The organism is Pseudomonas sp. TE9122, assembly GCF_056278925.1.
Genome location: NZ_JBWBQI010000001.1, coordinates 819414 through 839337 on the forward strand (window position 1 = coordinate 819414; position 19924 = coordinate 839337).

Below are 19924 nucleotides of genomic sequence, written 5' to 3' on the forward strand. Positions count from 1 at the left end.
ATTGAAATAGTCCGGTCAGTCCTTGTCATGGGCAAAATCCTACGGATAATGCCGACCCTTTTCGCCAACTCTGAGCCCCCGATCTGCTTATGTTCCCCAGAACCCTGTTGTGCCTTGCTGTTTTCAGCGCGTCCACGCCCCTGCTTGCCGACACCGTCTGGTTGAAAAACGGCGACAAGCTGAGTGGCACTATCACGGTTTTCGACGGCGGCAAGCTGTTGATCCAGACCAAATACGCCGGCGCAGTGGCGATTGACTGGAAAGAGGTCAAGACCCTCGACAGCGATCAGCATCTGTTGGTGAAGCAGGACGCCTATGCCGGCGAAGTGTCGAAGTCGCTGACGGCGGCTGACGATGGCAAGGTTACTCTGGCCAATGGCGAGGCGCCGAAGACGGTCGAATTGGCGAGCATTCAGCAGATTCTCAAGCCCAAGCCGATCGTCACCGACCTGGTATGGAAGGGCAACGTCGATCTGGCGCTGGACTATCAGCGCGCCGAAAAGGACACCGACGATTACGACGTCGCCTTCAAGACTTCGGCTCGCCATGGTCGCTGGCGCCATACCGGCGAGGGCGAGTACAACCGCGAAGTCCAGGATGCGGAAACCACCACTAACAACTGGCGCGCCGAATACTCCCTCGACCGCTTCCTTACCGATCAGTGGTTCTGGCAAGGGCGCATCAACTACAAGCGTGATCACATCGAAGAGCTGGCGCGTCAGCGTGTGGTCGGTACCGGTCCGGGTTACCAGTTCTGGGACGATGAACTGGGTGCGTTCTCGCTGGGCTCGTTGCTCAACCGCACCGACTATGAATACCGCGATGGCAGCAAGGACAACTTCTACTCCGTCGCGATGAAGTGGGACTACAACCGCTACCTGATCGGCAAGAAGGTCGAGTTCTTCACCAATGGCGAAGTCGGCAAGCCGCTGTCGGGTGTTGCCGATTACGCACTGGATGCCGAGCTGGGCCTGCGCTACAAGGTCACCGACTGGGCCTCGCTCAACCTCAAGGCCGAGCGCGACATCATCAGTGGCACCAACGATGCGGATCTGAACAAGACCCGTTATACCGCAGGGTTTGGCGTCGCCTGGTAAGGGCAGAAACAAAAAAATCGCGACCTCAAGGGTCGCGATTTTTTTTGCCAGCGCAAAACAGGCGCCCACAAAAAAGCCCCGCTTTTAAGGGCGGGGCTCTTTTCTAAAGAAGCTACAAGTTAGATAACTTGTACTTCTTCAGCTTGCATGCCTTTCTGACCGCGGGTAGCGATGAAAGAAACCTGTTGGCCTTCTTTCAGGCTTTTGAAGCCGTCGGATTGGATAGCTTTGAAGTGAACGAACAGGTCGTCACCGGATTGTGGAGTGATGAAGCCGAAGCCTTTTTCATCGTTGAACCACTTAACGGTACCGGTTTGGCGATTAGACATGGTGTAACTCCTTGAACAAAGATAACTGCGACTCAGGAAGAACCCTGGCCGAGACTGAGTGCAAAGAGCAGGAAAAATTCTTGTAGATGGTTGGATCGAAATTCAACATATCGTGTAGAGATTCTCAGTGACACAAGCAACACAGTGACGCCACCTTAACCCTTTTTCCGGAACGTGCCAATGTTTCTTGCAAAGGATTCTGTGTTTTAGGGATCGGCGGTGCGACGGTTCGTCGCCACATCGCGTAAATACGGGGTGTTCGCCGAGAATTGCGTTGCGCACTTTGAACGAGACGACGCGCCCGGTAAGATGCCGGACAGAATTTTTCCACCTCGCTATTCAGGACAAACCCGCCATGAGCATCAAATCGGACAAGTGGATTCGCCGCATGGCGCAGGAACACGGCATGATCGAACCGTTCGTCGAGCGCCAGATGCGCGGCAGCGACGACAGCCGGGTGATTTCCTACGGCGTGTCGAGCTACGGCTACGACGTACGTTGCACCAACCACTTCAAGGTGTTCACCAACATCAACTCGGCCATTGTTGACCCGAAGAACTTCGACGCCGGCAGCTTCGTCGACATCCACAGCGACGTCTGCATCATTCCGCCGAACTCCTTCGCCCTGGCCAGCACCGTCGAATACTTCCGCATTCCGCGCAACGTGCTGACCATCTGCCTGGGTAAAAGCACCTACGCGCGCTGCGGCATCATCGTCAACGTCACTCCACTCGAGCCTGAGTGGGAAGGTCATGTGACCCTGGAATTTTCCAATACCACCAACCTGCCGGCGAAAATCTACGCCAACGAAGGTGTGGCGCAGATGCTCTTCCTCGAATCCGATGAAGAATGTGAAGTTTCCTACAAGGATCGTGGCGGCAAATATCAGGGCCAGCGTGGCGTGACCTTGCCGCGTACCTGATCGACCATCCGACGGATGTCGGGAATTCTTTGGCGGGCAGACACTCTATGGGGTGTACTGCCCGTTTTTGTTACACACAGATTCGGGCCTTCACTGAGGAGTGCCCTATGAAGATCGACCCGCGAATCAGCGCTGAACTGGCAAGGCTTGAGCCCAATCAGATAGGCGTTCTGGCCTGGTCGTTACTGGCGAATCCGTCTTTGAGCCTGTCCGGCGGCGTGCCCGGCCAGCCCGATCCCGATACTCCCAACGAACAACCGACCGAACCAGGCGAACCGACGCTGCCGGACGAGCCGCCTCCGGCGCCTGTGGCCTGATCCACTGTCATGAATATGGCCCGTCAGTCTGATCGATTTGCGATCTAGCTGACGGGCCATATTTCGTTGTCGCCGATCACGAAGACTCTGCAGCTGTCGTCGCGCTCGACCTGATAGCCGCCGGTGAACGCACCGAATGCCGGCATCAGGCTGATGCGCTCACCGAGTCTGAAACAAGCCAGGCGCAGGCTCTGCCGACCTTTGCCATGCAGCCGATAGACCGGGTGCACGTGGCCGGCGAGCACGTGCCGTTCCGGATGCGCATCGGGCTCATGCTGCAGGGCGAACGGTCCGAGTAACAGCGGCTCTGGCACTACGCGAATATTCAGCGAGGCTGGTGGGTCGCCTGCGCGTTTGTCGTGGTTGCCGCGAATCAGTGTCATCGGCAGGTCAGCGTGCCGTGCGCGCCACTCTGCCAGCGCATTCAGCGTGGTCGGGACATGTGAACCAGGCCCATGCAGAAAATCCCCGAGGAAGATCAACTGGCGACACGGCAACCGCGCCAGCAACGCGTCGATTACCTCGATGTTGCTCGCCGTCGTGCCATGCGGCACCGGCTGGCCGAGGCTGCGATAGGCCGCCGCCTTACCGAAATGCACATCGGCGATCAGCAATGCTTCCTGCGCTGGCCAGTACAGCGCTTTCTCCGGCAGCAGCCACAACTCCTCACCGGCCAAACGCACCGGGTACGCACTCACGACGATTTCCCGTTATCAGCGGTTTTTTCCAGGTCACCAACCATTCTTCTGATCCTGTCAGCCAGTTTTTCCGAACTCATGCTCTCGCGCATCCGCTCCACCAGCAGCGGAAAGCCCAACGGTGTAGGACGTTTAACCTGATGCACGTCCAGTTTCATCTGATTGATGCGCTCCAGTGTCTGTTCCAGACGGCGAATATCCAGCTCTTCGCGTAGGACTTCTTCCCCAGCCTGGGCTAGCAGCAGGTTGTCGGCGTCATATTGTTTGAACACTTGGAAAAACAAGCCACTCGACGCCTGCACCTGGCGGGTGCTTTTTGGTGCGCCCGGATACCCGGCGAACACCAGCCCGGCGATCCGCGCGATTTCGCGGAAGCGGCGCAACGCCAGTTCACCGGCATTGAGACTGGCGAGCACGTCCAGCAACAAGTCATCGGCATTGAACAGGTGCGCGTCCAGATGCGTGGCCCAATCCACCGGCGTGGCGCTGAGCAGTTCCAGGCCGTAATCATTCACGGCAATCGAGAAGGTCACCGGCTGGCGCTGACTGACGCGCCACGCCAACAGGCTCGCCAGTCCCAGATGCACTTGTCGCCCGGCGAACGGATAGAGAAAAAGATGCCAGCCTTCGCGGGATTTCAGCACCTCGGCGAGCAGATTTTCCGTGGTGGGCAAGCCGGACCAGCGTATCTGCGTCTCCAGCAGCGGCCGCAACGCGTGCATTTCCGGGCCGTTGAATTGACCTTGAGCAGCGGCGCTGAAGCGCGTGACCACCGCTTCGGCCAGTTCGTTGGATAACGGCATGCGTCCGCCATTCCAGCGCGGCACGGCAGCCTTTTTCGCGGTACTGCGTTTGACGTAGGCGGTCATGTTTTCCACCCGCACCAGTTCCAGCAGGCGGCCGGCGAAGAGGAAACCATCGCCGGGTTTCAGTCGCGCGATAAAGCCTTCCTCGACGCTGCCCAGCTGTTTGCCACCGCCGCCCTTGCTCCAGAATTTCAGGTTGATGCTCGCGTCGCTGACGATGGTGCCGATGCTCATGCGATGGCGCCGCGCCAAGCGCGCATCCGGCACGCGCCAGACGCCGTGTTCGTCCGGCTCGACCCGGCGGTAATCCGGATACGCTGTAAGAGACATCCCGCCATGGCGTACGAACGCCAGCGCCCAGGCCCAATCCGCCGCTGTCAGGTCGCGATAGGCCCAGGCACCGCGGACTTCTTCGTACAATTCTTCAGGAACAAACCCACCGCCAAGGGCCATGCTAACCAAATGCTGGACCAGCACATCCAGCGGCTTGTGCGGTGACAGGCGCGGCTCGATGCGCCGTTGCTCGACGGCATCGCGTGCGGCAACCGCTTCGATCAGTTCCAGGCTGTGGGTCGGCACCAGCGTCACCCGCGAGGTGCGCCCCGGTGCGTGGCCGGAGCGCCCGGCACGTTGCATCAACCGCGCAACGCCTTTCGCCGAGCCGATTTGCAGTACGCGCTCGACCGGGAGGAAATCTACGCCCAGATCCAGGCTCGAGGTGCACACCACCGCTTTCAACTGGCCATTCTTCAACGCCTGCTCGACCCAGTCGCGGGTGTCGCGCGACAGTGAGCTGTGGTGCAACGCAATCAACCCGGCCCAGTCCGGCCGTGCTTCCAGCAGCGCCTGATACCAGATCTCCGATTGCGCGCGGGTGTTGGTGAACACCAGGCTGCTGGCGCAGGCATCAAGTTCGGCGACCACTTGCGGCAGCATCTTCAGACCGATGTGGCCGGCCCAGGGAAAACGCTCGGTGGCCGGTGGCAGCAGGGTGTCGACTTGCAGGGTTTTTTCGCTTTTGCCTTGGACACTGACGCCGCCGCCCTGTGGGATCAGCACTTGCTCGGCGTGGGATTGATTACCGAGGGTGGCGGATACCCCCCAGACAATCAGTTCCGGCTGCCAATGACGCAGGCGGGCGAGGGCCAGTTGCAATTGCACGCCGCGTTTGTTGCCGAGCAACTCGTGCCATTCATCCACGACGATCATGCGCAGGGTCGACAACGCCGTGCGCGCATCGGCGCGGGCGAGCAACAGGGTCAGGCTTTCCGGTGTGGTGATCAGCGTGGTCGGCAGACGTCGGCCCTGGCGGGCGCGTTCGCTGCTGCTGGTATCGCCGGTGCGCAGGCCGATGGACCATGGAATCTGTAAGTCATCCACCGGAATCTGCAACGCGCGGGCGGTATCGGCGGCGAGGGCGCGCATCGGCGTGATCCACAGCACTGTCAGCGGTTCGGCCGGCGCTTTGCGTTTGCGCGGTGTAGCCACGGGCGGTTGCAGGCGGGCGAAGCGGTTGAGCGCAGCAAACCATACCGCATAAGTTTTGCCGGCGCCGGTGCTGGCGTGGAGCAACCCGGATTCGCCGTTTTTCACCGCCGCCCACACCTGTTTCTGAAAGGCGAACGGCTTCCAGTCGCGGGCGCTGAACCAGGTTTTTGCAAAGTCGGGGGATTTCGCCATGCCGGCTGCGTGCGCTCTGGAGGTGTTGTTTCAGAGACCACAGCAACAGACCAAAGGTTTAAAACTACGCGATTCCCTTGTAGGAGCTGACGAGTGAAACGAGGCTGCGATCTTTTGATCTTTGAAGCAGAGTCAAAAGATCGCAGCCTTCGGCAGCTCCTACAGGAGAATTGTGTACGGCGTTATTTAAGATTGCCGCTGAGGAATTGCTTCAGCCGTTCGCTTTTCGGATTGCCCAGCACTTCTTCGGGCGCACCTTCTTCTTCCACCAGACCCTGATGCAGAAACAGCACCTGATTCGACACCTTGCGCGCGAAACTCATTTCGTGGGTGACCATGATCATCGTCCGGCCTTCTTCGGCCAGGCCCTGAATCACTTTCAGCACTTCGCCGACCAGTTCCGGGTCGAGTGCCGAGGTCGGTTCGTCGAACAGCATCACTTCCGGTTCCATCGCCAGTGCCCGGGCGATCGCCACGCGTTGTTGCTGGCCGCCGGACAGAAACGCCGGGTATTGATCGGCGACCCGCGCCGGCAAGCCGACTTTGTCCAGATAACGTCGGGCGCGATCCTCGGCTTCCTGTTTGCTGCAGCCCAGCACCCGGCGCGGGGCCATGGTGATGTTTTCCAGCACGGTCATGTGGCTCCACAGGTTGAAATGCTGGAACACCATCGCCAGCCGCGTGCGCAGGCGTTGCAGTTCATCGGCGTCGGCAACGTGCATGCCGTGGCGGTCGGTGACCATGCGGATCGCCTGGCCATCAAGGCTCATGGCGCCGTCATTCGGTTGTTCAAGGAAATTGATGCAGCGCAAAAAGGTGCTTTTGCCCGAGCCGCTGGCGCCGATCAGGCTGATCACGTCGCCGGTTTTGGCCTTGAGCGAAACGCCTTTGAGCACCTGATGATCGCCATAGCTTTTGTGCAGGCCTTCAACGGTCAGTTTGTACATGGACGAGCATCCTCAAGGCGAAAGTAGGTAGCCGCTGCGATAGGCCTGGGCGCCCGCGACGTGGGCGATGACCATGCCGGCAGTGGCCATGCGCCGCAGCGAGCGCGCATACAGCAGGCCGGCGGCGGTGCAATGAATGGGGGTGACCTTGTCGTGGACCGGGTCGATGATTTCGGCGATCTGCTGGCCGGCTTCCAGGTATTGGCCGGGCGTGGCGCAGTACACCAGCAGGCCGCCGACTGGTGTGGTCACCGGTTCGACCCCTGCCAGCGGCGTGGCCGGGTACGGCAGTGGCGGTTGCGGCTTGGTCTCGCCGACGATGGCGTCGAACTGGATCAGATAATCGATCAGCGCCTGACAATCGCGGCTGGCCAGCGGGTGATTGACGTCGCCCTGGCCGCGCAATTCGACGGTCACCGAGAAGCTGCCCAGCGGAATCTCGAACTGCTCACCGAAGCGCTCGCGCAGTTGCCACCAGAGCAGGGTGAAGCACTCGTCGAACGACTGCCCGCCGGAATCGGTAGCAAGCAGGCTGGCCTGCGCTTCCATGTAGCGCGCCAAGGGCTTGACCTGTGGCCACGCCTCGGGCGTGGTGTACAGGTGCACCACCGATTCGAAGTCGCAGTGCAAGTCCAGCACCATGTCGGCATCGCAGGCCAGGCGTTGCAGGGTCAGGCGCTGGGATTGCAGTTGCGTCGTCGGCGTCTGGCGGGCGAGGGCGTTGCGCAGGCTGGCGCGGATCAGTTCGAGGTTGTGCTGCGCGTCGTCGTTGAGTTGGCCTTCGATGGCGTTGCCGATTTCTTCGCTGAGGTCGACGAACCAGCGATTGAAGTTCTGCCCGCTCTCCAGGTCGTAACGGCCCAGCGGCACGTCCATCAGCACTTGTTCGAGGCCGACCGGGTTGGCCACCGGCACCAGGACGATTTCGCTGCGCAGGCGGCCGGCAGCTTCCAGTTCGGCCAGACGCTGTTTCAGGTGCCAGGCGACCAGCATGCCCGGCAGTTCGTCAGCGTGCAGCGACGCCTGGATGTAAACCTTGCCCTTGGCCTGCGGTGGGCCGAAGTGGAAGCTGTGAATCTGCCGTGCGGTCCCCGGCAGCGGGGCCAGCAAGTCATGGATCTGGTGGCGCATTGTTATCTCTTTATTTTTGAAACCAGTGCTAGTGAGTCGGCCCGAGGAAGGCCAGCCAGCGGCGTTCGGCGAGGCGGAACAGACCGACCAGCGCAAAAGTAATGGTCAGGTAGATCAGCGCGGCGATGCCGAATGACTGGAAGGTCAGGAAGGTCGCCGAGTTGGCATCCCGCGCGACTTTCAGGATATCGGGAATGGTCGCGGTGAACGCCACGGTCGTCGAGTGCAGCATCAGGATCACTTCGTTGCTGTAGTAAGGCAACGAGCGGCGCAATGCTGACGGCATGATCACGTAGGCGTACAGCTTCCAGCCGGTCAGGCCATAAGCCTTGGCCGCTTCGACTTCGCCGTGGTTCATGCTGCGGATCGCCCCGGCAAAAATCTCCGTGGTGTACGCGCAGGTATTGAGCGCGAAAGCGAGGATCGTGCAGTTCATCGCGTCGCGAAAGAAACTGTCGAGGATCGGCTGTTCGCGCACGGCGGCGAGGCTGTAGATGCCGGTGTAGCAGATCAGCAACTGGATATACAGCGGCGTGCCCCGGAACAGGTAGGTGTAGAACTGCACCGGCCAACGGACGTAGAAGTGCGGCGAGACACGGGCAATCGACAGCGGAATCGAGACGACGAAGCCGATGCAGATCGACGCGGTCAGCAGCCACATCGTCATCGCCAGCCCGGTGATGTTCTGGCCGTCGGTATAAAGGAAGGCGCGCCAATATTCCTGGAGAAGTTCGATCATCGTACGGCCTCCCGGGCACCGGCGGCGTAGCGGCGTTCGAGCCAGCGCAGGATGAAGTTCGAAGCACTGGTGATCAGCAGATAGATCAAAGCGGCGAGGACCAGAAAGTAGAACAGTTGATAGGTGCTTTTACCGGCGTCCTGGGCAGCCTTGACCAGATCGGCGAGGCCAATGATCGACACCAGCGCGGTGGCCTTGAGCATGACCATCCAGTTGTTGCCGATGCCCGGCAGGGCGAAGCGCATCATTTGCGGAAACACCACGAAGCGAAAACGCTGGCCACGTTTGAGGCCATACGCGGTGGCGGCTTCGACCTGACCACGCGGCACCGCGAGGATGGCGCCACGGAAGGTCTCGGTGAAATACGCGCCATAAATGAAGCCCAGCGTCAGCACGCCGGCGCTGAACGGGTCGATTTCGATGTATTCCCATTCCATGTAGTCGGTCAGCGACGTCAACCAGGTTTGCAGGCTGTAGAAGATCAACAGCATCAGCACCAGATCCGGCACGCCGCGAATCAGCGTGGTGTAGAGCTGCGCGGGCAGGCGCACCAGTTTGACTTTCGACAGTTTGGCACTGGCGCCGAGCAGGCCGAGCAACACGGCCACCAGCAGCGACATCGCCGATAATTTGATGGTCATCCAGGTGCCTTGCAGCAGCAACGGGCCGAAGCCCTGCAGACTGAACGAGGCCAGCCCCAGATTTTGCAGGAGGGTTTCAAACATAAATCAGCAACCTGAGCGGATGGAAAAGGCGCCCATCGAGGATGGGCGCCGGGGCATTATTTGCCGCTGTACAGATTCAGGTCACCAAAGTGTTTCTTTTGAATCTCGGCGTATTTGCCGTCGTCGTGTAACGCTTTGATACCTTTATCCAAAAGTGCTTTCAGCTCAGTGTTACCTTTCTTGATACCGACAGCGGTTTTGGCTGGCAGCAATTCGCTGTCGACCGGCTGGCTGATTTCATAATCAGCGCCTTTTGGCGACTTCAGAAAGCCCAGTTCGGCTTGCAGCATGTCCTGGATACCGGCGTCGAGACGACCGGAGGTCAGGTCGGAATACACCTGATCCTGGTTCTGATAGGCCTGGGTTTTCACGCCAGCCTTGTCCAGCACGGCTTTGGCGTAGGCTTCCTGAATGGTGCCTTGCTCGTAACCGACGGTTTTGCCCTTGAGTGAAGTGACGTCGGCGGTGATGCCGGAGCCTTTCTTGAACACGTAAGCGGTCGGGCCGGAAAACAGTTCGCTGGAGAAGTCGATGACCTTCTCGCGAGCCGGGGTCACGGTCATCGACGAGATCACACCGTCGAACTTGTTGGCCTTGAGGCCCGGAATCATGCCGTCGAAATCGCTTTCGACCCATTTGCACTTGACCTTCAGTTCGGCGCAGATCGCGTTGCCCAGATCGATATCGAACCCGACCAGGCTGCCATCGGCCGCTTTCGACTCGAACGGTGCGTACGAAGGGTCAACGCCAAAGCGCAGCTCTTTGTATTCCTTGGCCAGCGCGGAGCCGGCGGCCATGCACAACGCCAGTGCAGAAAGGGTCAGCAATGCTTTTTTCATTATTCAATCCCTAAGAACCAATATGAGCGCTTGTGGCGCAGAATTATTGTTACTGCAACGCTTACGACCTATAGAAAGTAGCAATTTCCGAACCAGAGTGCCGAACAGGTGTTTTAAAAGGTTGAGCGCAGAGAGGCAAGGGTAGTTGAATGCACGGAAACGGGCATTGCTGTTTGCATGCACTGTTTCGGTTCAAACGCGTAGCTCAGAGCAGGGAAAACTGTGGCAAGGGATTTGTCCCCGATGACTGATCGTTCCCACGCTCCTGCGTGGGAATGCATCAACGGACGCTCCGCGTTCGGCTCTGGGGGGGACGCAGAGCGTCCCGGGCTGCGTTCCCACGCAGAGCGTGGGAACGATCAGTGAAAAGGGTTTAGGCCAACAGATCCTGAAGGGTAGCGAGGCTGTCCGCTTCTTCGACGGTCTTGTCCTTGCGCCAGCGCAGCATGCGCGGGAAACGCACGGCGATGCCGCTCTTGTGCCGGCGCGACAGGGCGATGCCTTCGAAGCCGAGTTCGAACACCAGGCTCGGCTTGACGCTGCTGACCGGGCCGAATTTCTCCACGGTAGTCTTGCGCACGATGCTGTCGACCTGGCGCATCTCTTCATCGGTCAGCCCCGAATACGCCTTGGCGAACGGTACCAGCGAGCGTTGACTGGATTCCGGCGGGCCGTCCCACACCGCGAAGGTGTAATCGCTGTACAGACTGGCGCGACGACCGTGTCCGCGCTGGGCATAAATCAGTACCGCGTCGACGCTGAACGGGTCGACCTTCCACTTCCACCACACGCCCATGTCCTTGGTCCGGCCGACGCCATACAGCGATTCGCGCGCCTTGAGCATCATGCCTTCGACGCCGAGTTTGCGTGACGCTTCGCGCTGGCGGCCGAGGTCGAGCCAGTCTTCGCCGGTCAATACGGGGGAGGGCAGCAGTACCGGGCTGTTGCAGCGCGCGATGACTTCCTCGAGTTGCGCCCGTCGCTTGACCTGCGGCTGGTTGCGCCAGTCTTCGCCCTGCCATTCCAGCAGGTCGTAGGCCAGCACCACCACTGGCACTTCTTCGAGAATCTTCTTGTCGAGCGTCTTGCGACCGATGCGTTGCTGCAGCAGGGCGAACGGTTGCACGGCCGGCGGCTCATCGGATTGCGGATCGAAGGCATCTTCAGTAGTCGGATGGGTGCTCTTCCACACGACGATTTCGCCGTCGATCACCGTGCCGTCGGGCAAGCCGTGGACCAGCACATCGAACTCGGGGAAGCGCTCGGTCACCAATTCCTCGCCGCGCGACCACACCCACAGCTTGCCGTCGCGCTTGACCACTTGCGCGCGGATACCGTCCCACTTCCATTCCACCTGCCAGTCGCTGGCCGGGCCGAGCAGCGCTTCGAATTCCTCGACCGGTTGCGCCAAGGCATGGGCGAGAAAAAATGGGTAGGGCTGACCGCCGCGCTGGGCGTGCTCGTCGGCGGATTCCGGGGCGATCAGTTTCAGGTAACTCGCGGCGTTGGGCCGGTTCGACAGATCGGTGTAACCGACCAGACGCTGAGCCACGCGTTTGCTGTCGAGGCCGGCCATCGACGCCAGGGCGCGCGTGACCAGCAACTTCGACACGCCGACGCGGAAACTGCCGGTGATCAGCTTGATGCACAGCATCAGGCTCGGCCGATCCAGTTGCGCCCACAACATCGGCAGTTGGCGCGCCAGATATTCCGGGGTTTCACCGCGAAGTGGCAGCAGCTTGTCTTCGATCCATTCGGCTAGACCGGCCTCGGAGCTGTGGGGATTTTCCGGCAGCACCAGAGAAATGGTCTCGGCCAGATCGCCGACGGCCTGATAGCTTTCTTCGAACAGCCACGGCTCCAACCCTGAAACTTCTACCGCCAGCTCACGGAGGATGCGCACCGGCACCAGTTGACGAGGCCGCCCGCCGGAAAGGAAATACACCGCCCACGCGGCATCTGCTGGCGCGGCCTGCGCGAAGTACACCTGCATCGCCGCCAGCTTGGCGTTGCTCGACGTGGTGGCGTCGAGTTCGGCATATAACTCGGCGAACGCTTTCATGGGGACGTCTCGGCAACGGTGGGTTCGGTGGCGATGTTGTCGTCTTCGTCATCGCCGTATTCAGTGGTGAAGCCTTGTGCATCCAGGCCCTGCTCGCGCAGATGACGTACGAGCACGCCGATCGAGCCGTGAGTGACCATCACCCGCTCCGCGCCGGTCTGGTTGATCGCCCAGAGCAGGCCGGGCCAGTCGGCGTGGTCGGAGAGGACGAAACCGCGATCGACACCGCGCCGCCGCCGGGTTCCGCGCAAGCGCATCCAGCCGCTGGCGAAGGCATCGCTGAAGTCGCCAAAACGGCGCATCCACGTGCTGCCGCCCGCCGACGGCGGAGCAATGACCAAAGCCTGGCGCATGATCGGATCGCTTTTTTTCACGTCGCCCGCATAGATCGTCGGCGGCAGGTACACACCGGCATCGCGGTACACACGGTTCAACGGTTCGACCGCGCCGTGGCTGAGGATCGGCCCGAGGGTTTCGTCGATGCCGTGGAGGATGCGTTGGGCCTTGCCGAAGGAATAGCAGAACAGCACGCTGGCCTTGCCGGCGGCGATATTGGCCGCCCACCACTGATTGATCTCGGCGAAGATCTGCGCCTGCGGCTGCCAGCGGTAGATAGGCAGGCCGAAGGTCGATTCGGTGATGAAGGTGTGGCAGCGCACCGGTTCGAATGGGGCGCACGTGCCATCCGGCTCGACCTTGTAATCCCCCGACGCGACCCAGACTTCGCCGCCGTATTCCAGGCGCACCTGCGCCGAACCGAGGACATGCCCGGCGGGGTGAAAGCTCAGGGTCACGCCGTGATGGGTCAGGCGTTGGCCGTAATCAAGGGTTTGCAACTGGATATCCTGACCCAGACGCGCGCGCAGAATCCCGGCGCTGGCGCTGCTCGACAGGTAGTGCTGATTACCGGTGCGCGCGTGATCGCCATGGGCATGGGTGATCACCGAACGCTCGACCGGCCGCCACGGATCGATATAGAAATCCCCGGCGGGGCAGTAGAGACCTTCAGGTCGGGCAATAACAAGATCCATGTCGTGACCGGAATGGGGGGCTTGTTAGCTATGAGGCGGGCGTGAGGCTGGAAGTTCGATCGGCTTTGAAGCGCTACCCTCACCCCAGCCCTCTCCCAGAGGGAGAGGGGGCCGACCGAGGTGTCTGGTGAGGTACATCGACCTGGGAGACCGAGTTGAATATGGATCCGGCACAGCCTTGAGCCTGATCCAATGTTGGATTCACCTCGCTTTGTAGAGGGGCCGACCGAGGTGTCTGGTGAGGTACATCGACCTGGGGGACCGAGTTGAATATGGATCCGGCACAGCCTTGAACCTGATCCAATGTTGGATTCACCTCGCTTTGTAGAGGGGCCGACCGAGGTGTCTGGTGAGGTACATCGACCTGGGGGGCCGAGTTGAATATGGATCCGGCACAGCCTTGAGCCTGATCCAATGTTGGATTCACCATCTCTCTTTCAGGTCGGCGCAAGACCCAAGCATCCCCCAATCAGTCCCCTCTCCCTCCGGGAGAGGGCTAGGGTGAGGGGCTGTTGATCTTTGCTCTATTTCCCGGGGGTGAGGGTCAAGCGGGTCTTGCCATACACCCGATCAAAGTTCTGCGGCTGCATCGGCAAGCCGATGTACTGACCTTTCAGCCATGCATCGATCCCGTTCAGGTAGTTCGGACTCAGTGGATTGCCCGACTGCCCCGTACCGTTCTGCGCCATCAGTGGCTCGCTCTGGCCGAAGTCGACGATAAAGCGCATCGACGGCGCGCGCGTGGTGGCGAAGTCCTGGCCCCAGGCAAACGCCGAGCTGTTCAGCGTGGTGTGATCGCCTCCAGCCGCCAGCGGCCCGCGTACAGTCTGACCGTTGCTGTTTTTCCATGCATAGCTGTGCAGTTTGCCCCACTGCCAGGCGCGATGATCGCCGCCCAACTGACTGTCGCCGGCCGTAATCGCCGCAGCGAGACTGCGGGCGAGAATCACCGCTTTGTCTTCCTTCTGCGGCGTGCGCAGGTCATCCCAGAACGGACTGTCCTCACGCCCCAAGAGATGATCGGCCTGCGCCGCGTAGGACAGATCGCCGCTGGCAACAAAGGCCTTCCACGCCGGGCTCGATTCAGGACCCAGTTCATCGAGGAAGATCTGCTTCATGCTTTCCTGCAGAAACAGTTCATAAATCGCCGCATCCGCCGAGGTCGGGCTGAGCTTGCCGTCGAACGCCATCAAGCGCGTGAAGGCTTCACGAGCCTTGCTGCGCTCGGCGTCCGGCAGGGCGTCGATCGCCTGTTTCAGCGGTTGCTTCATACCCGGTGCTTCAAAGACTTTTTTCAGCTTGGCGGCGAAGGTGGTGGTCTGGTCGTACTGCATGGCGATCACGCTGCGGCTGTCGTGCTTGCCGCTGCCGGCCATTTCCGCCAGGCGTTCGCCGCGCTCCGGTGCCGCCCAGGATTTCGACAACTGCATGCCGTAGCCGTCGGGAATCACCCGCTGGTTGGCGGTGCCCAGCCAGCCTTGTGCCGGGTCCTGATCGTAGGGGTGCAGCATCGGGTCGGCGTAACCGTCCCAGTCGTAGCGACCGTCCCAACCCGGCGAGGGCAGCAGGCCTTCACCTTCGCGACGGTTGGGGAAGCGCCCGGTGACTTGCCAGCCGATATTGCTTGCATCGGCAAAGACCAGATTCAGGGTAATGGCGCGGATTTCACGGCTGGCGTCTGAGGCGCGCTCGACGTTCTGCGCGCGGGTCAGGTCGAAGAAGGCATCCAGGGTTTTGTCGTCAGTGAAGCTTGGCGTCTGCAAGGCGAGGCCGAAACCGTTGCCTTGCGCCGCTGCCTGGGCACTGTTGAGCAGCGCGCCGTGGCGGGTTTCGTACACGGCTTCGCGAATCGGCCGCTGGCCTTTGACGAAATAGGTTTCGTTGCGCACGCCCAACGGCTGCCATTTGCCGTTGACTTCATAAGTGAGGCTGCTGCCCTGACGGCGGATTTTCTCGAGGAACAGGTCCTGATTGTCGCCGAGCACGCTGGTCATGCTCCACGCCACTTTGCCGTTGAAGCCGCCGAGCACCATCGGCAGACCGGCAACCGTGACGCCGGCGGCCTGATATTTCGGCGCGCGGATCTGCACGAAACTCCACAACGACGGCGCGGCCAGCGGCCCGTGCGCATCGCTGGCCAGCAGGCTCTTGCCGCTGCGGCTGCGTTGCGGGGCGATTGCCCAGTTGTTCGCAGTCGGTGTGGCGAGCAGGTTCAGCGCCGACAGTTGCTGGCTGGCGCTGCTCAATTCCGTCAGCCCCGGAATTTGTCCGTTGAGCTTGAGGCCTTGCAGTTTGTCGGCTTCGGCAACCGGCAGGTTTTCATCGGGCGCCGACGGGCTCAGCCAGGCGAGTTTGTCAGTGGTCACGGTTTGCGCGAGCACCAGTGACTGGATTTCCTCCGGCAGGTTGGCCGACTGGCTGAAATTCAGCAGGGCAAAAATCAGCGCCGAATCTTCCGGTTTCCAGTATTCGGGCTTGTAACCGCTGGCGGCGAGGTCGCCCGGCAACTTGTCGGCGTAGCGGAACAGGTAGGCGTTGACGCCCCGTGCATACACTTCGAAGAAGCGCTTGAGCCGTGGCGACGAGGCCTTGTACAGCTCGCCGGCGCTCTTCTTCAGATTGACCGCGCGCATGTAGCGGTCGGCATCGAGCATCGACGCGCCAGACATTTCCGCCAGCCGGCCCTGGGCCAACAGGCGCAGGGTGACCATCTGGTTGATGCGGTCGCTGGCGTGGACATAGCCGAGGCTGAACAGCGCGTCATGGAAGCTGTTGCTCTCGATCAACGGCATGCCCATCGCATTGCGCCGCACCGACACGTTCTGCGCCAGGCCCTTGAGCGGTTGTACGCCGGAGGTCGGCGGCAGGCTGTCCTGGGCGTTCCAGGTCTGGCAACCGGACAGGCCGAGAACACCGGCCACTGCTGCGGCAACGCCGAACCGGGGAAGAAAATGTGTAAGGGCTGGCGAGGCCATGGCGAAGCTCCTGCGGGGGTATAAGGCTGGGGGCGCAATAAAGCCGCTACGTTAGTGAGGGCGCGAGGGCCGCGCAAGCGGGGCGAGCGGTTATTTGTGCTGTTGTCGGCTGATCGGTCAGAGCTGTGACAGTTGCTTGTGGGAAAGCGCTGATGTTGAACTGCGGAATGAGTCCCGAGACCTGTCAGGAGAAAGATCGCTATGGAGCTTCAAAGCAACGCTGCGCTGATCATCATCGACCAGCAGAAAGGCATTCTGCATCCGCGTCTGGGGCGGCGGAATAATCCTCAGGCCGAAGAGCGAATGCTTGAGTTATTGGCGCTGTGGCGCCTGCACGGGCGCCCGGTGATTCACGTGCAGCATTTGTCGCGCTCACCTGATTCGGTGTTCTGGCCGGAGCAGGACGGAGTGGAGTTTCAAGAGCGTTTTGTCCCTCAGGGCGGGGAATGGCTGATCCAGAAACAGGTGCCGGACGCGTTTTGTGCCAGTGGGTTGGAGGCGCAGTTGCGTGAGGCTGGGATCGGGCAACTGATCATCGTTGGTGTGGCGACCAATAACTCTGTTGAGTCGACGGCGCGCACTGCGGGCAACCTGGGTTTCGACACATGGGTGGCAGAGGATGCGTGTTTTACCTTCGACAAAGCCGATTATTTCGGCACACCGCGTACCGCTGAAGAGGTGCACGGGATGTCGCTGGGCAATCTGCATGGGGAGTATGCGACGGTGGTCGGCTCTTCACAGATTCTGGCGGCGGGCTGAAATTTTGTAGCGTATGTGCCGCCGCCTTCGCGAGCAGGCTCGCTCCCACATTCGAGCGCATTTCGTCAGAAGGAATGCAATTCACTGTGGGAGCGAGCCTGCTCGCGAAGCGGTGTGTCAGGCGAAGAAGATCTTCGCCCGTGACATCAAGCGCCGTGGCACTTCTTGAATTTCTTGCCGTTGCCGCATGGGCAAGGGTCGTTGCGGCCGACGTCTTTCAGGGCGTTGCGCACCGGTTCCTGGTGGGCGTGGCCGCAGTTCGGGCCGTGGACATGGCCATGGTCGTGATCATGATGGTGGTCATGATCGTGGTTGCAGTCAGGGCCATGGACATGGGGTTGCTGGGTCATCGAGGTCACTCCGGAGTTAGATCGGCGGGGATTATCACGCCATTGCGCTCAAGGTGCACGTAGTGGGCGATGAATAAACCGGTTTCCATTTCCCCCTGCAATCGATAGGGAATCTGCTGGTTCGGATTTTTCAGCAGTTTCACCACCTGTTTGACCTTAGGCCACAGGTTGGTGCGGATCGGCACTTTGAAGTAAGCGCTGCGCTTTGGCCCCACGGTAAACCAGTGCTCATGCTCGCCCTCGGTGAGCAGCATGTCCGCCAGGTGAATCCGGTATTCGAGGCCGCGCACGGTCAGATCGCTGTCGTTGGGATTGTCGACGCGAAAGTGCAGGATGAATTTTTGCTCGAGCAGTTTGGCCCGCACCACCTCGACTTTCACCAGATGCACGGCAGGCTCGACGCTGTCATCGCTGAACCACGAGGCACAGCCGCCGAGGTTTACGATCAGCATCAACAGCAGGAAATGTAATGTGCGCCGACGACCGAGCATGAAATTGACTCCCTTTGTGCCCAGTCTAGACCTTAAAAGATTTCAGCCTTCGGCTAATCCCGTGGAGCTGCCGAAGGCTGCGATCTTTTGATCTTGGCTTTCAAGCGCCGAAATAACCCGAACAACACTTCTTGAACTTCTGCCCGCTGCCGCAAGGGCAGCCGTCATTGCGCCCCAGCTTCATCTGCACCGTGGGATCGATGAAGTACCAGCGCCCGGCGTTTTGTACAAAGGATGAGCGCTCGCGATGGCTGTGCTCGCCCTGGCTGTCATGCCAGCGTGCGGTGAAGGTCACAAAAGCGTGTTCCGGCTGGCCGCCGAACACTTCCGAGCTTTCCACCTCAAGACCAAGCCAGGTGCTTTGCGCACTCCAGTCGCTGATCGATTGTCGGTTCAGCCCCGCCTGCTGCGCGGGCAGGGTGGTCGCCACCAGATAGTCGATCAGCCCCAGCACATAAGCGCTGTAGCGCGAACGCATCAAGGCTTCGGCACACGGCGCCGGGTGGCCGTCATGATAAGGGCCGCAGCAGGCATCCAGCAGATTGCCGCTGCCGCAAGGGCAAATGGCTGTACTCATTGCATTACCACCAGTATTTCCCGAAGTTTTCCGGATTGGCCCAGAAGCGTGAATTGAGCCAGTCGGGGACTTGTTTGTAGTCAAGCAGATCGTAGGTGAACAGGGTCAGCACCTGCGCGTCGCGCTGAAAACGCTCGCTGGCCTGCAGTGCCAGCGAATAGAAATCGGTTTCCTGCCAGCCACTGGCGGCCAGATCCGCCAGCACCGCGATGCGACTGGCGTTGAGATTGCGGATGCCGCCCAACAGATTCAGGCCATCGCGTTTGGGCAAATGTTCCAGGCAATCGACTACCAGCGCCAGATCGAAGCGTTGCGCAGCCAATTCGGCGGGCAACGCGCCGGGCGCGGCATGAGCGACCACGGTGTCTGGATGCGCGTCCTTGAAAGCGCTCAAGGCGGGAAACTCGCTGGCGCCGATCAGCAGCAGTCGGGCCGGGGCGTAGCGATCCAGCAAAGCGGCCAACGCCTGTTGTGGCGTGCGCGAAGAAATGGCGACGTTCATCGAAGCTCCTCAGTCAGACCGCCAAGACTAGCCTGCCAGACCGCGTCGGCAAAGCGCCCGGTGGCGGCGGTTTTCGCCCAAAGAGGCAAACCCCTGTGAACACGGTCGCAAACAGCGGTGGCCTATTGCTGGCGGAGATTAAAACTCCGGTCTTTACTCCCTGAATCGGTTTTAAGCCGATCCCTCAGGAGAAAACTAGATGAGCATAGTTCGGACAGCATTACCCTTGGTTCTGCTAACCAGTGTGTTGACTGGTTGCGCAGGTTTGCAGAAAACCGACTGGCCGACCTGTGCGGCGGTCGGCGGTGTGGTCGGTGCCGGTCTCGGCGCGACGGAAAGCGCATCGTGGGCTGGCTACGGTGCACTGATCGTCGGCGGTACGGCAGCGGCTTACTGCTGGGTGCATGGCGATGGCGATGAAGACGGCGATGGCGTGCCGGACAGTCGCGACAAGTGCCCGGGCACACCAAAAGGCGTGCAGGTCGATGCTGACGGTTGCCCGCCACCAACGCCTGCGCCAGTGGTCGAAGAAGCGGTTGTGGTCAAGGAAGAAACCATCGTCATTCGTGATGTGCATTTCGAGTTCGACAAAGCCACGCTGACCGGCCCTGACAAGCAAGTGCTGGACAAGGTCGCCGATCGCCTGAAACAGGAATCCTCTACCGCGCAACTGACCGTGACCGGTCACACCGACAGTGTCGGCAGCGATGCCTACAACAAGAAACTGTCGGATCGTCGTGCGCACTCGGTGGTGGAATACCTGATCCAGCAGGGTGTACCGCGTGCCAGCTTCGTTTCGGTGTCGGGCCTTGGTGAAAGCCAGCCTGTGGCTGACAACAAGTCGGCTGATGGTCGTGCACAGAACCGTCGCACCGAAATCAAAATCGTCCGCTAGCCCCTCTCGCATCCGCGGCTTGTGCAGTCGTGGATGCGGGTCTTTACTCCTG

The 19924-nt window shown here is 60.6% G+C and carries 20 protein-coding genes; 5 read left to right on the forward strand and 15 right to left on the reverse strand.

The features are described from left to right. Positions 1-89: 89 nt before the first annotated feature. Positions 90-1097 (forward strand): DUF481 domain-containing protein, encoded by a 1008-nt coding sequence (locus ACZ9BE_RS03540; protein WP_024011896.1) that lies wholly within the window; start codon positions 90-92, stop codon positions 1095-1097. A gap of 119 nt (positions 1098-1216) precedes the next feature. Here the strand turns inward: ACZ9BE_RS03540 and ACZ9BE_RS03545 are convergent, their stop codons facing one another. Then, the gene (locus tag ACZ9BE_RS03545; RefSeq protein ID WP_002554837.1) at positions 1217-1426 is read right to left on the reverse strand and encodes a cold-shock protein; all 210 of its coding nucleotides are present in this window, start codon (positions 1424-1426) and stop codon (positions 1217-1219) included. Positions 1427-1781: 355 nt separating this feature from the next. On the opposite strand from ACZ9BE_RS03545, the gene dcd reads away from it, so the two are divergent. Both dcd and ACZ9BE_RS03555 read left to right on the forward strand, forming a co-directional pair. Next, positions 1782-2348, forward strand: a complete 567-nt coding sequence (gene dcd, locus ACZ9BE_RS03550; RefSeq protein WP_007940589.1) for a dCTP deaminase — start codon at positions 1782-1784, stop codon at positions 2346-2348. Between the two features lie 107 nt (positions 2349-2455). After that, positions 2456-2665: a hypothetical protein gene (locus tag ACZ9BE_RS03555; protein WP_016771389.1), complete on the forward strand. Its 210-nt coding sequence runs from the start codon at positions 2456-2458 to the stop codon at positions 2663-2665. Positions 2666-2709: 44 nt separating this feature from the next. Here the strand turns inward: ACZ9BE_RS03555 and pdeM are convergent, their stop codons facing one another. From pdeM to ACZ9BE_RS03605, 10 genes are all read right to left on the reverse strand, one after another. Further along, a complete protein-coding gene (gene pdeM / locus ACZ9BE_RS03560) occupies positions 2710-3363 on the reverse strand; it encodes a ligase-associated DNA damage response endonuclease PdeM (protein ID WP_412070916.1) in 654 nt (217 codons plus the stop codon). Then, the gene (locus ACZ9BE_RS03565; protein WP_476248911.1) at positions 3360-5849 is read right to left on the reverse strand and encodes a ligase-associated DNA damage response DEXH box helicase; all 2490 of its coding nucleotides are present in this window, start codon (positions 5847-5849) and stop codon (positions 3360-3362) included. The genes pdeM and ACZ9BE_RS03565 overlap by 4 nt, the downstream gene beginning before the upstream one ends. A 182-nt stretch (positions 5850-6031) precedes the next feature. Further along, positions 6032-6796, reverse strand: a complete 765-nt coding sequence (locus tag ACZ9BE_RS03570) for an ABC transporter ATP-binding protein (RefSeq protein WP_056783337.1) — start codon at positions 6794-6796, stop codon at positions 6032-6034. A gap of 12 nt (positions 6797-6808) precedes the next feature. Continuing rightward, on the reverse strand, positions 6809-7927 hold the full coding sequence (locus ACZ9BE_RS03575) for a succinylglutamate desuccinylase/aspartoacylase family protein (protein ID WP_476248912.1): 1119 nt from the start codon (positions 7925-7927) through the stop codon (positions 6809-6811). A gap of 28 nt (positions 7928-7955) precedes the next feature. Beyond that, positions 7956-8666 carry an ABC transporter permease gene (locus tag ACZ9BE_RS03580; RefSeq protein WP_130912856.1) on the reverse strand — a complete coding sequence of 237 codons (711 nt, stop codon included), beginning with the start codon at positions 8664-8666 and terminating at the stop codon, positions 7956-7958. After that, entirely contained in the window at positions 8663-9391 is a 729-nt protein-coding gene (locus ACZ9BE_RS03585) for an ABC transporter permease (RefSeq protein ID WP_016771383.1), read from the reverse strand. The genes ACZ9BE_RS03580 and ACZ9BE_RS03585 overlap by 4 nt, the downstream gene beginning before the upstream one ends. Before the next feature lie 56 nt (positions 9392-9447). Next, positions 9448-10230 (reverse strand): transporter substrate-binding domain-containing protein, encoded by a 783-nt coding sequence (locus ACZ9BE_RS03590; RefSeq protein WP_041478063.1) that lies wholly within the window; start codon positions 10228-10230, stop codon positions 9448-9450. Between the two features lie 373 nt (positions 10231-10603). Next, a complete protein-coding gene (locus ACZ9BE_RS03595; RefSeq protein ID WP_476248913.1) occupies positions 10604-12292 on the reverse strand; it encodes an ATP-dependent DNA ligase in 1689 nt (562 codons plus the stop codon). Beyond that, a complete protein-coding gene (locus tag ACZ9BE_RS03600; protein WP_041478061.1) occupies positions 12289-13323 on the reverse strand; it encodes a ligase-associated DNA damage response exonuclease in 1035 nt (344 codons plus the stop codon). The genes ACZ9BE_RS03595 and ACZ9BE_RS03600 overlap by 4 nt, the downstream gene beginning before the upstream one ends. A gap of 524 nt (positions 13324-13847) precedes the next feature. Beyond that, the gene (locus ACZ9BE_RS03605) at positions 13848-16298 is read right to left on the reverse strand and encodes a penicillin acylase family protein (RefSeq protein ID WP_476248914.1); all 2451 of its coding nucleotides are present in this window, start codon (positions 16296-16298) and stop codon (positions 13848-13850) included. A 201-nt stretch (positions 16299-16499) separates the two neighbouring features. Between ACZ9BE_RS03605 and ACZ9BE_RS03610 the strand changes: the two genes are divergently transcribed. After that, positions 16500-17057, forward strand: a complete 558-nt coding sequence (locus ACZ9BE_RS03610) for a cysteine hydrolase family protein (RefSeq protein ID WP_476248915.1) — start codon at positions 16500-16502, stop codon at positions 17055-17057. 146 nt (positions 17058-17203) lie between these two features. Here the strand turns inward: ACZ9BE_RS03610 and ACZ9BE_RS03615 are convergent, their stop codons facing one another. The 4 genes from ACZ9BE_RS03615 to ACZ9BE_RS03630 form a co-directional block, all read right to left on the reverse strand. Continuing rightward, positions 17204-17407 (reverse strand): SEC-C metal-binding domain-containing protein, encoded by a 204-nt coding sequence (locus tag ACZ9BE_RS03615; protein ID WP_003198420.1) that lies wholly within the window; start codon positions 17405-17407, stop codon positions 17204-17206. A 5-nt stretch (positions 17408-17412) separates the two neighbouring features. Then, positions 17413-17898: an LEA/WHy family protein gene (locus ACZ9BE_RS03620; protein WP_024011906.1), complete on the reverse strand. Its 486-nt coding sequence runs from the start codon at positions 17896-17898 to the stop codon at positions 17413-17415. A 100-nt stretch (positions 17899-17998) separates the two neighbouring features. Then, positions 17999-18475 (reverse strand): YchJ family protein, encoded by a 477-nt coding sequence (locus ACZ9BE_RS03625; RefSeq protein ID WP_324175037.1) that lies wholly within the window; start codon positions 18473-18475, stop codon positions 17999-18001. A 4-nt stretch (positions 18476-18479) separates the two neighbouring features. After that, complete coding sequence (locus ACZ9BE_RS03630) at positions 18480-18977, reverse strand: DUF6231 family protein (protein WP_056783350.1); 498 nt, start codon at positions 18975-18977, stop codon at positions 18480-18482. Between the two features lie 199 nt (positions 18978-19176). Between ACZ9BE_RS03630 and ACZ9BE_RS03635 the strand changes: the two genes are divergently transcribed. Further along, on the forward strand, positions 19177-19872 hold the full coding sequence (locus tag ACZ9BE_RS03635; RefSeq protein ID WP_016770616.1) for a PA1041 family peptidoglycan-binding anchor lipoprotein: 696 nt from the start codon (positions 19177-19179) through the stop codon (positions 19870-19872). Positions 19873-19924: the final 52 nt, after the last annotated feature.